The sequence below is a fragment of the Crocosphaera watsonii WH 8501 genome (assembly GCF_000167195.1).
GTDB lineage: Bacteria > Cyanobacteriota > Cyanobacteriia > Cyanobacteriales > Microcystaceae > Crocosphaera > Crocosphaera watsonii.
Map to the genome: position 1 here is coordinate 1 of NZ_AADV02000139.1, position 11409 is coordinate 11409.

Sequence of the window (11409 nt, forward strand, 5' to 3'; positions counted from 1 at the left end):
CCGCCGAAGTACGGTCACGTATAACCCACAGGTTTTCTCGTGCGAAGCAGTTCTTTCCATCGCTGAGTGACGTTTCACCTTGTGACGTTACATGGCTAACTTATAGAAAGGGAGCAGACCACGTACGACTTGACCCTGAGCATTGTATTGAGAACCATGACAGGGACAAATAAACTTATCTTTCGCTGGCATTTCCAGGGAACAACGCAGCCTAAGTGAGTACAAACGGCGTTGATACCGTAGTCAGCAATGGCGTTTTCTCCTTCAACCACTAGGTAGGTGGGATCTCCTTGTAACCCTTGGGCTAAAACGCGATCGCCGACATTATGCTCAGCAAGAAAGTTACTAGCGATAACATCATTACCCAGAGCGTCTTTGGCATTAACACCGCCACCGGCTCCACCGCTGGAGGGGGGTATAAAATATTTCACCACAGGATACAATGCACCGGCGGCAACACCAGTGATAGTTCCAAAGGTGAGTAAATTCATAAACTGACGACGCCCCATATCGGGGACATCTGATGAACCAGATACTTGTGTCATAACGATTGATGGATGGATGGATGGATCTAGATTTAGTTGGCCAACTGAGGATTGAATCTCAGCAATAATTACAGGTTGTACGTTTCTTAAAAGGATATGATAGGAACCCTGTTTTAGACAAGGAGATCAGTAAAATTTTTCTCTCTCCCAGTAGACAAGGTTTGAGAGTCTCCTGAGCTTAAAGTCTATTTTAAATTATTGCAGAAAAGTGGGTAATAATCGAATATCTAGAAAAATTTTCCCCCAGGTATCGAAAAAGAGCAGCCTTTGGGGTATGATTGGGTTCATTAATAATGTTTTAATTTATTGCAGTAAAACACAGAGGGTAAGACGCAAGTGATTAGAGTAGCAATCAACGGGTTCGGACGTATTGGACGTAACTTTTTGCGGTGCTGGTTAGGTCGGGAAAACACTGGATTAGAAGTTGTCGGCATCAACGATACTTCTGATCCCAGAACTAATGCTCACCTGCTAAGATACGATTCCATGCTCGGTATATTAGATGCTGACATTGAGGCAGACGAAAACTCCATCACCGTTAATGGTAAAACCATCAAGTGTGTTTCTGATCGTAACCCCTTAAACCTACCTTGGACGGAATGGAATGTCGATTTAGTTATCGAATCCACTGGGGTTTTTGTTACAGAAGAGGGTGCATCTAAACACATCGTAGCTGGTGCCAAAAAGGTCTTAATTACAGCCCCCGGAAAAGGCGGTAATGTTGGAACCTACGTGGTTGGAGTTAACGCGCAAGACTACGAACACGACAAACACAATGTCATCAGTAACGCCAGTTGTACCACTAACTGTCTCGCACCAGTGGTTAAAGTCTTAAATGATAATTTTGGTATTATCAAAGGCACCATGACCACTACCCACAGTTACACCGGAGACCAACGCATTTTAGATGCGTCTCACCGTGATCTTCGTCGGGCGCGGGCAGCTGCGGTTAACATTGTACCTACCTCCACAGGTGCTGCAAAAGCGGTTGCTTTAGTTATCCCTGAAATGAAAGGCAAGTTAAATGGTATTGCCATGCGGGTTCCTACCCCTAATGTTTCTGTGGTTGACTTGGTAGCACAAGTGGAAAAAAGCACCATTGCTGAACAGGTTAATGATATCTTCAAGACTGCTTCTGAAGGTTCCATGAAAGGTGTTCTCGGCTACAATGATTTACCTTTAGTCTCTTGTGACTATCGGGGAACAGATGTTTCTTCTATCGTTGATGCCAGCTTAACTATGGTTATGGGTGGCGATATGGTTAAAATTGTTGCTTGGTACGACAACGAATGGGGTTATTCTCAACGGGTTGTTGACTTAGCTGAAGTTGTAGCCAACAAATGGAAATAGATCCTTCACTTACTAAAATTTCATGATTTCTTTTAGCCTCCGACTTTAAGACGGGGGCTTTTCTATTAACAATTAACAATTAACAATTAATAATTAATAATTGATTATTCCCCGAAAGTAAAGTAAAAAGTTGTTCCTTGATTAACTTTTGCATCGTACCAAATTTCCCCCCCATGAAGTTCAATAATGCGCTTGACTGTTGCTAAACCAATACCAGTTCCAGGAAACTCTTGCTCCTGATGTAAACGCTGAAAAGGAGTAAATAAATTGTTACCTTTTTTAGTATCAAAACCCACGCCATTATCCTTGACAAAATAGACAGTTTGATCTTGTTGTTGCAACGGACCAAATTCAATGCGAGGCTGTTCTGTTTTATTGGTAAATTTATTAGCATTATCCAATAAGTTTTCAACAGCGATTTTAATTAAACCTTCATCTCCTGTCGCATAAACATCAGATTCAATGATAACTATTTTCTCTTTTTCTTTCATCTTCTAAAATCTTTAGATTTTTTAGTCCCACATTATCTAATTTTTGGCCATGTTTTTTAGACAATAAATAAATGATGCTATTGATAACATTAAGATGATTTCTTAGATCATGGGAAACCCTATAACCAAAGGCTTCTAATTCCTTATTTACTAACTCTAATTCTTTATTCTTTTTCTCAAGTTTACGTTGCATTTCCAACAAATTTAATTGATTTTCTACCCGAATAATTACCTCTTGTAACTGAAAGGGTTTGCTAATATAATCAACCCCACCCACTTGAAAAGCTGTGACTTTATCAAAGGTCTCATTTAACGCACTAAGAAAAATAACAGGAATATTCTGAGTCGTTTCGTCTGCCTTTAATCGTTGGCAAACTTCATAACCATCTAGTTCCGGCATTCTTATATCTAATAAAATTAAATCAGGCGGTTCCACTTTAACCACATTTAAAGCTTGTTTTCCGCTCAAAACCCGTCTGACTTCATAACCTTGTTTCGTCAACATTGTAAATAAAAGTTGTAAATTTTCAGGGATATCATCCACAATAAGAATATCTCCCTTCTTTTCATTCCTATTATTCATGGTTGAATCCTTCTGTTAAATTAACAATTTTTTCAAAGGCTAATTCTTCAAGCATTTGATTTAGAGAATCTGCTAAAAAAAAATATTGCTCAGGAATTTCTTGAATTAAATGAATGAGATTCTTTTCCCTCGCACTTAAAGCAGTTTTACGTAATTCTTCAACCCATGCTTTAGGCATTTTCTCCATTTCAGCATTCAATTGCTCAAAATTATCCACTTCATTTACTGTACCATGAGAGGATAAATTAATTGTAGACTCTTGATAAACATACTCAAGCCCTAAATATTGCTTCATCTTCTCAAAAATAACTGCTTCTTTAAATGGTTTCGGTACAAAATCATTACATCCTATTTCTAAAATAGCTTTTCTTTCCTCATCAAACGCAGTAGCAGTTAAAGCAATAATGATCACAGGGGTTTGTCTATTAGGGTTTTCTGCCTCCAACTGACGGATGCGACGACTCGCTTCATAACCATCCATCACAGGCATTCTCATATCCATCCAAATTAACTGAGGATGCCATTTTTGCCACATTTCTAATGCTTCTTGACCATTATTAGCTGAACGTACTTCAAACCCCACAGAGCTTAATATTTTCATCATTAATAGTTGATTATCCTTGACATCTTCTACTACTAAAATACGATAGTCGGTTTGGCTTGGCTGTAAACCAATAATTTGTTTTGATGGTTGTTTAACAAAGTCTTCGATTTTTGTTTGCACCATCATTTTTAGTGTACAAGTAAAGATCGATCCCTTTCCCAGTTCACTTTCTACCGTAATATCACCCTCCATTAAGCGCGCAAACTGGCGACTAATGGATAATCCCAACCCCGTCCCTTCATGATTTTCACCGCCTTTTTCTGTTTGTTTAAACGGCTCAAAAATAGTCTCTAAATTTTCCTTTTTAATGCCCACGCCTGTATCTTTAACTTGCAGTTGTAGCTCAATGTCTCTACTATTATTGTCGTATGATAGTAGACATAAATGTACATCAATCTGACCGACTTAGGTAAATTTAATAGCATTCCCCACTAAGTTAACAATAATCTGTCTTAACTTACTTTCATCTCCTTCTAAATATTGAGGGATATCGCTATCTATATGAAAGTCTAAGCTTATTTCTTGTGATGATTCTTTAAAAGACAGTAATTCCTGCACTGATTGTATTAATTTATAGAGATCAAAATAATTTTGATGAAGAATTAATTGTCCAGCTTCAATTCGAGACATTTCTAAAACATCATTGATTAATGAGAGTAAATGTTCTCCACTGCGGTTAATAATTCCTACATATTTCTGTTGTTCCGATGAAAGAGAATTATCTCGATCTATTATTTGAGCAAAGCCCAAAATAGCATTTAACCCAGATTCCGCACTTCAAAATGTAGTATAAGAAAATACATAGTTTTAAAAAGTCCGAAAATCATACCTGGGCAAGAATATTTCTCTTTTCATTAAATTTTTAGGAAAAATAATCAAATTAAGAAGATTTATACTCATTGAAAACTTAGCAAGACTCAGCACAAACAAAGGAGAGTTTCCTCTTCTCATTTGATATCATTAGACTCTTATTCTTTTATTATTTTTGCTTTATCCAATTCAATTTATAGATAATATCTTTGACGAGATGCAGGTAATAAACTCAATATAAAACGCCTTTCTTCTGTTAAATTGACAATTTGTTTAACTCCGTTTAAAATCACATAATGAATACCTTGAAAACATTGAAATATCCACCTCAAAGTCGGACGCAATGTTACTTTCCCTACTTGATTATTTATTCCTTTTTTGACTCTTTTTAAACAATTTCTTAATTCTCTTTGCCCCAAGTTATAAATCAACAAACACAAAGACATTAAAAATAACATTGTTTCTATTCTTTCTGGTTTTTCAACGAAGAAACTATCAGTAAAAAATAAGGGATCTTTCAAAAATCGAAATCCTCTTTTCGTAGATTGCTGGTTTTTATAAGTTATCAGAATTTCACTAGCTTCTAATTTATTTTCCTCTACTAAGTTAGTTGCTAAAATAAATTTTCCTGCTTCTTTAGTCTTTCTACTTATCTCTTCATCTTTTTTGATGATCAGACTAATCATTTTATAAATCTTTTCCTTTTTTTTCGAGTAAGTTTCAATCAGTTCAACTTCTTTTATTTCCAACAATCTCAATTTTTTATTAATAGCTTTTAATTTATATCGAGCAGCTTGAGGATGTTCAAATTCTTCAGATTGTATTTCTTTAAGAAATTTTTGGGATTTCTTCTCTTCTTGGGAAAGTTGTTTTTCTAGTTTTTCCAAATCACTTTTCTGTCTTTTTTCACTCAAGACTATTAACCAAGTTTGCTTGATTCCACCATAAGTAACAATTTCTTCTTTCCAGGTATAACTTTCTAAATTTAGGTCACTTCTTTTTTCTTTATCTTCATCTTTTACTTCTTCCACCTCTATATTTTGCACTAATTCTTTTGCTTTTTTTATGGTCATTGGAACTCTCGTTATCCATTTTAAATGTTGGATTAGTTGGAGATTTTCTTGACCATATAAAGCACTATCACGAACCATGATACTATCAAACTTTATTTGCTTTTTGAATTCTACTAAAACTTTTCCAAATACAGCTTTATCAGATTCATTTCCATCTCCTACTCTCACAAATAATGGAATATCTCCATCTTGGCTTGTTATTAAATCCAAGACACATTGTTTTAAGTCTGGTCTATGATCCCGAGAATATCCTTTCTTAATAAAAATTGGTCTTTCTTTAATAATTTTTTCTTCTTCCTGTTTCTCTTTATCTTCTTCCCTTTTATATTCTCCATCTAAATGAAATGATGTGGGATCTAAATGGGAGTATTTAAGGTCTATTTTAAATTTTTTAATTACTTCTAAAACTACTTCAATAAAAATATCATTTAGTCCATATTTATATAATTCATCCATTACTCTCCCAATTTTATCATCATTAAGGTAATCAGGTTTAATTCTTTCTCCTAACAATTTCTCAATGGCTTTATCTTGAAAAAACTGACTGAATAAATATAGAGGTCTTGAAACAAATCCTAGTCCATTGATTAAAATAGACTTAACTACTGTACCTGCTGAGATTTTTTCTCTAACATCTATTCCTAATTTATTATTAATTATTTTGACTATTCCTATTTCATCAATTAAACCAGCTACTATCCCTAAATGGTCTAAATTTTTAACTTGTATTTCTTCTAAATAAGACATTTTTCGCTCTTTTTTTACAGAGGAAACAACTTAAGCAATTATCCCACTTTTTTGTCTTCAAGAGCTTAAGCAATTATACTTAATTATTAAACCCAGGCTTGTAGTATTTAATGCTACTTTTTGAAGTGCGGAATCTGGGTTATAAATGCGCTAGAATTATCTGATAGGTGCTGTCCCGACTTCCATCCCACGCTCTCGTGCGTAGGTGTTTTTTAGGGAAAATACAGCGTGGGGCTTCTCGTCGGGTAAGCTAAGGAAAATAGTACCAAACTTTATCAATATCGTTGTTTTTGCTGGATCTTATTAATATCCAGTTTTTTTTGTTAATGGCGGTATTCGGTAGGAACTAATTGGATAGGTTATCCGTCTCTGCATAAGTTATATCTTTTCAGTCCATATTTAATATTAAGTATATTAATCTTTTAGATAAGTCGATGTTTATTATAAAAACGAAGATAAGCAGGGAAAGTTAAATAAACTTAAAACTGTTTCCAAGTCTAAGTGTTATTATAAGATGACTATTAGTTATTGATTAAATCCCCTAACAGTATGAAGATAAAACTGAAACAATACCCTGGTAATCGGCTAAATAATACTGTCATTACCGTTCTTACTATTTTACTGTTATTTATTGCTTTAACCGTGGCTGTTGTTTCAGGAACTCTTGATGCTTGGGACGCAACTTTTTTGGAGTGGGTTCGTCAACTTGACCATCCTAGTTTGATGGTTTTAGCTAGGGTATCTTACTTTACAGGAGAAGCGGAGGTTGCTGTATTTATTGTTATTGCAGGTTTAGGGTTTTTATGCTGGAAACGTTATTGGCAAGAAGCACAAGTTTTAGCCATATCAGCTCTGGGAGTTTTAATATTAATTGACCAAATATTAAAGCCCTGGTTTGCTCGTATTCGCCCCGCACCTGGGTTGATTGATGTTCACGGAAAAAGTTATCCTAGTGGTCATGTTTCTGGCAATTTAATGTTATATTTATACTTTTCTTATTTAATAGCTTTTCATTTTCCAAAATGGGGAACTTTTTTCTATATCCTTTCTACTATTTTAGTTGCTTTAATGGGTTGGTCTAGTCTCTACTTAAATATTCATTGGGTTACAGATTTGATTGGAGGTGTTTGTGTTGCTTATTTAGGATTCCTATTTTGTATCACTCTTTTGAATTCAATTAGCAAAAAGTATCGTAAATTTTAAATATATAATGAATAAAGTAACTGTAGAAGATAAAGACAATAAAATTGTTACTGCTTGGAAAAAAGATACTAAGAATCTTTGGCTTTTTTCTGGTTTGTGGCTATTTTTTATCAGTTGTATTGCCTTTTTGGTTTAACTTGGGGAAGCATTGGTTTAATGGATAAAACAGAACCAATGTTTGTAGAAGCTGCCCGTCAAATGGTCATAACAGGGGACTGGGTAACACCCTATTGGAATGGAGAAACTCGTTTCGATAAACCTCCCTTGACTTATTGGTTAGTGGGTTTATCTTTTAAGCTATTTGGACTTAATGAATGGGGCGCAAGAATACCCTCGGCTTTGGCTGCGATCGCTGTGGTTATTTTGGGTTTTTATACCCTGAAAAAATTCGGTTTTTCACGAGCATATGAAACAAATCAAACCCCAACAAAATTATGGTTTTCTGCTCTCATAGGTGCCGGAATTATCGCTTTAAACCCTTTCTGGATAGCCTGGGGAAGAACGGGAGTTTCTGATATGTTTCTCTCCAGTGGTATTGCTTTAGCTTGCTTATCTTTTTTCTTGGGTTATGGCTATTCTGAAACAAGTTCTAAATCCTATTATGGGCTACCAGTGGGGCAATGGTGGTACATTGCTTATTGGGTTTTTATGGCTTTAGGTGTCTTAGCCAAAGGTCCTGTCGCTCTAGTTTTACCTGGGTTAACCGTTATCGTTTTTCTTTTATATGTTGGGCGGTTTATAGAAGTAGTTAAAGAAACTCCCTGGCTATTGGGAATCGGTAGCTTTTCATTAGTTGCTGTTCCTTGGTTTGTTCTAGTAACTTTAGAACATGGACAAGAATACATAAATACTTTTTTTGGACTGCATAATGTCCAAAGGTTTACCAGCGTAGTTAGTCGTCATCCTGGGGCATGGTATTATTATTTTCCTGTGATTATGGTGGGTTTATTACCTTGGTCAATTTATTTACCCTTAGCTATTGCTAGGTTGAGGGTTTGGCAAAGACGACAATGGATAAATTCACCTCGCAAAACTCATTTAGGGATATTCTGTTTAGCCTGGTTTTTTGTAGTTCTGGTTTTCTTTTCTAGTTCCGTGACAAAATTAGCAGGTTATGTGCTTCCTTTGATGCCAGCTGCTGCTATTATAATTGCTTTATTTTGGAGTGAACAAGTTGAGACAAAGTCAGAAGAAGCATCAGGAATTTGGTCTTTCTTATTTTTGTTGAGTGGTATTGCTAATGTTGGGGTTTTAATTGGTTTAGGAGTAGCTAGTTTCTTCGCCTATCAATTAATTGGAGAAGATGCCATGATGCCCCAATTTAAAGAACTTTTACAAGGTTCAAATTCAGCTATAAAAGGAGGTATTATCTGGTCATCTGCTGCACTGTCTTGTTTATTATTTCTCTTGGTCCGTAACTATCGTAGCTGGTTGTGGACAGCTAACTTATTAGGGTTCCTGGCATTTTTCTCCTGGGTTGGTCTACCTGTTGCTCAAATTGTAGATAATCAAAGACAGTTACCTTTGAGGGAACTTTCCACCATTGTTAAAACAGAAAGACAAGCAGATGAAAGACTAGCATTTTTAGGGTTTATGCGTCCAACGTTGGTGTTTTATACTCAAGAAGTGGTTGATTCTGTCACAGAGGCAGATATCTATAATGGCCCAGCGTTAGACTATTTTCAACAAACAGGTAATTCTGATACTGTATTAATTATTAGTGAACAAAAATATCTCAATAAGTTGGGTTTAGATAAGTCTGACTATACCTTAATTCAACAAGAAGGAGTTTACAAGTTAATTCGAGTGAGTAAACAGATAGTTGTTGCAAGATACAAAAACCGTTAACTGATTGATGGATTGAAAATATTATAGTTTGTCGACAGAGGAGACTGGCGATCGCCAATCTCCTAAAACCAAGCACACTACCTAAAGTATGTAATTTAGGTTGTAATCCCTAATTTTTCAATTAATTATGAAGTTGTTTTAATTTTGATGGCGAAGTATTTGTTGGGCCAGCAAGAACTGATACAAGTCGCCAAATAACTGTATAGCCGTCTTTAATGCCGATATCAGTCGTATATGGAGCCGTTGGCGTTGGAAGTTTTACTCTTTCATTTTTTTCGTCAAAAACATAATACTGCCAAACTTTGTATGACGGTCTTGCGTTTATATCTTCTGCTAACACATAAGAACCTTTTGGGTATTCTATGCCTGATACTTTACTTTTGAACGGGCTATTGTAGACAGCAGAAAAGATTGAGAGAGAGAGAGAGGGGGGTTCAAGGGTCCCAACAGAAGAAATATAGCCAAATTTTCGATCACTACCTGGATTTTTTACCGCAGCATCGAGAACATCTTGAACACTACCACCTGAGACTGATTTTGCATCAAGTTCAACGGAGTAAAAAATTCCAACAACTCGTAGTTTAATCGTCATTCAAATTACCTGTTTTTACGATAAAATCCATAGTATTCTTTTCCTAAAAGTAACACCAGCAAAGTTTACTACTTTAAGAAAAAAGTTAAGGATTTAGCACTAACAAATTCTTCAAGCTAGTCTCAATCTTAGTTTCAGAGAGCAAAATTTTCAGGAAATCCCTCTTATTGGGGAAGAGATTGGCTTAACTTGTTGGCTTAACTTCGGAAAAATAGCAGTTATTCATTGACAAAATAGCTCAAATATGAGTGACACAGTAAAAGAGCAGACAACCTGCTCTTTTACTGTTAGGAGATTAAAAAAATATACTATGCTAAGGGATCAATACCCATATCACAAACTGCATTACGTAAAACGGTAATCTGTTTATTAAAATCTAAACTTTGAATAGTAGATAAGGTCTTGTTTGCTTCTTCACTCAAGCCATAGGAAGGAGGAACCGGAATAACAACCCCTGCTTCCATTAATTCCGCTAATGTGTACCAGAAGGCTAATTTGGTGTTATTGGTGAATACACCATAAGCTCGGCTTACCGGGGTGCTAACTTTATTAACTAGGTCCCGCATTGCTTGTAGTTGCTCATCTTGGGACATATTCTTAAACTGGTTAAGGAGTCCTTCAGCAAACTGTAAACGGGCTGCACCAGGGGCTGCTGGAGTAATGGAACGTCCAATTTCTGTATAATTGGACTTTGGACAAAAAAAGTTTGTTAGCGTATATTTCACGCTAAACTAAAATCCGAAAATATCGGCTCTGTATCAGTCAATAAAATTGGCTGACAAATAGGGCTAATCTATAGATTCTGAGGAAAACTAAGGAGCTTTTAAGTTTTCAGTTGATTTTTTGCTCCCTTTCTTGATAACATCATGACGAGTTCGTGGGGCTTTTTTGTAACCTTTAATACGTCCGGAAGAAAAACCTCGACGTTTGGGAAATTTGGCGAAAGTCCCCAAGGTCGTAATTATTCTTGAAAAGTCTCTTTGAACTAGACTAGGGGTGATTTTGATGGATTTATTAGTCTTCAAATACTGTTCCCAATCACGGGGTAAAACCACAGCTAATTTTCTGGCAGCCCACAAATTTACATAAGAAAGAAGTGTTAGTTTAAACCAATTTTCTTCATGATGTACATCGGGAGTTAAATAAGATGTCATCAATAATCTTTGTTTACCAAATCGAAAAAGATGTTCCATGTCATAACGTTGTCGATAACACTGATAACAATCAACTAAACTTAACTCATCGCGCCGAGAACCAATAACAATAAGCCACATAGGTTTCCAAATACTATTTCTTTCTTGAGCTCTGACAACAATCTGGAGTAAAGTAAAGGGGTGATTGTTCATTTTATAGTTTTTAGTTCCTCTCATTAACATCTGTTTCCATCCCGAAATAGTCACTGTTAATTGACGACCTTTTTTCGTTGTAAAGGGGACTTGATGAACTTCATCAGGTTCAAGCCCAGTTTGGCCATCTTACCGCAAATTATCCCATACCACGGGATTTCCGAAATTTGCGCTGAATTTGTCCCGAATAATTGCCGTAAAAACCGTCATTCTAACC

At 35.8% G+C, this 11409-nt stretch carries 10 protein-coding genes and 2 pseudogenes; 3 read left to right on the forward strand and 9 right to left on the reverse strand.

Annotated features, from left to right (window positions below):
- Positions 1-108 precede the first annotated feature (108 nt).
- Positions 109-545: pseudogene (locus CWATDRAFT_RS25540) on the reverse strand (cytochrome b6-f complex iron-sulfur subunit); the annotation flags it as partial.
- A gap of 336 nt (positions 546-881) precedes the next feature.
- Here CWATDRAFT_RS25540 and CWATDRAFT_RS25545 point away from each other — a divergent pair.
- The gene (locus CWATDRAFT_RS25545) at positions 882-1895 is read left to right on the forward strand and encodes a type I glyceraldehyde-3-phosphate dehydrogenase (RefSeq protein WP_007307714.1); all 1014 of its coding nucleotides are present in this window, start codon (positions 882-884) and stop codon (positions 1893-1895) included.
- A gap of 104 nt (positions 1896-1999) precedes the next feature.
- On the opposite strand, the gene CWATDRAFT_RS40515 is transcribed toward CWATDRAFT_RS25545, so the two are convergent.
- From CWATDRAFT_RS40515 to CWATDRAFT_RS25560, 5 genes are all read right to left on the reverse strand, one after another.
- A complete protein-coding gene (locus tag CWATDRAFT_RS40515; RefSeq protein WP_007307723.1) occupies positions 2000-2386 on the reverse strand; it encodes a sensor histidine kinase in 387 nt (128 codons plus the stop codon).
- The gene (locus CWATDRAFT_RS40520) at positions 2355-2969 is read right to left on the reverse strand and encodes a response regulator (protein WP_007307722.1); all 615 of its coding nucleotides are present in this window, start codon (positions 2967-2969) and stop codon (positions 2355-2357) included. Before CWATDRAFT_RS40520 ends, CWATDRAFT_RS40515 begins: the two co-directional genes overlap by 32 nt.
- Positions 2962-3969 carry a response regulator gene (locus tag CWATDRAFT_RS40525; protein WP_326997436.1) on the reverse strand — a complete coding sequence of 336 codons (1008 nt, stop codon included), beginning with the start codon at positions 3967-3969 and terminating at the stop codon, positions 2962-2964. Before CWATDRAFT_RS40525 ends, CWATDRAFT_RS40520 begins: the two co-directional genes overlap by 8 nt.
- Before the next feature lie 9 nt (positions 3970-3978).
- On the reverse strand, positions 3979-4323 hold the full coding sequence (locus CWATDRAFT_RS40530; RefSeq protein ID WP_007307720.1) for a sensor histidine kinase: 345 nt from the start codon (positions 4321-4323) through the stop codon (positions 3979-3981).
- 254 nt (positions 4324-4577) lie between these two features.
- Positions 4578-6203 carry an IS1634-like element ISCwa1 family transposase gene (locus CWATDRAFT_RS25560; protein ID WP_007307719.1) on the reverse strand — a complete coding sequence of 542 codons (1626 nt, stop codon included), beginning with the start codon at positions 6201-6203 and terminating at the stop codon, positions 4578-4580.
- 549 nt (positions 6204-6752) lie between these two features.
- Here CWATDRAFT_RS25560 and CWATDRAFT_RS25565 point away from each other — a divergent pair.
- Together CWATDRAFT_RS25565 and CWATDRAFT_RS25570 are read left to right on the forward strand one after the other, a co-directional pair.
- Positions 6753-7406 (forward strand): phosphatase PAP2 family protein, encoded by a 654-nt coding sequence (locus CWATDRAFT_RS25565; RefSeq protein WP_007307715.1) that lies wholly within the window; start codon positions 6753-6755, stop codon positions 7404-7406.
- Positions 7407-7484: 78 nt separating this feature from the next.
- Positions 7485-9254, forward strand: a complete 1770-nt coding sequence (locus CWATDRAFT_RS25570; RefSeq protein ID WP_412093268.1) for an ArnT family glycosyltransferase — start codon at positions 7485-7487, stop codon at positions 9252-9254.
- Positions 9255-9375: 121 nt separating this feature from the next.
- Here the strand turns inward: CWATDRAFT_RS25570 and CWATDRAFT_RS25575 are convergent, their stop codons facing one another.
- The 3 genes and pseudogenes from CWATDRAFT_RS25575 to CWATDRAFT_RS25585 all read right to left on the reverse strand — a co-directional run.
- Complete coding sequence (locus tag CWATDRAFT_RS25575) at positions 9376-9846, reverse strand: hypothetical protein (protein ID WP_042712404.1); 471 nt, start codon at positions 9844-9846, stop codon at positions 9376-9378.
- A 308-nt stretch (positions 9847-10154) separates the two neighbouring features.
- Positions 10155-10571 (reverse strand): orange carotenoid protein N-terminal domain-containing protein, encoded by a 417-nt coding sequence (locus CWATDRAFT_RS25580; RefSeq protein ID WP_007307718.1) that lies wholly within the window; start codon positions 10569-10571, stop codon positions 10155-10157.
- Between the two features lie 87 nt (positions 10572-10658).
- A pseudogene (locus CWATDRAFT_RS25585) lies at positions 10659-11321 on the reverse strand (NF041680 family putative transposase); the annotation flags it as partial.
- Between the last annotated feature and the right edge of the window lie 88 nt (positions 11322-11409).

Excerpts from the sequence above, each read along its gene's own strand:
- CWATDRAFT_RS40515 (WP_007307723.1), bottom strand. The coding sequence starts at position 2,386 with ATGAAAGAAAAAGAGAAAATAGTTATCATTGAATCTGATGTTTATGCG.
- CWATDRAFT_RS40520 (WP_007307722.1), bottom strand. The coding sequence starts at position 2,969 with ATGAATAATAGGAATGAAAAGAAGGGAGATATTCTTATTGTGGATGAT.
- CWATDRAFT_RS25560 (WP_007307719.1), bottom strand. The coding sequence starts at position 6,203 with ATGTCTTATTTAGAAGAAATACAAGTTAAAAATTTAGACCATTTAGGG.
- CWATDRAFT_RS25565 (WP_007307715.1), top strand. The coding sequence starts at position 6,753 with ATGAAGATAAAACTGAAACAATACCCTGGTAATCGGCTAAATAATACT.
- CWATDRAFT_RS25575 (WP_042712404.1), bottom strand. The coding sequence starts at position 9,846 with ATGACGATTAAACTACGAGTTGTTGGAATTTTTTACTCCGTTGAACTT.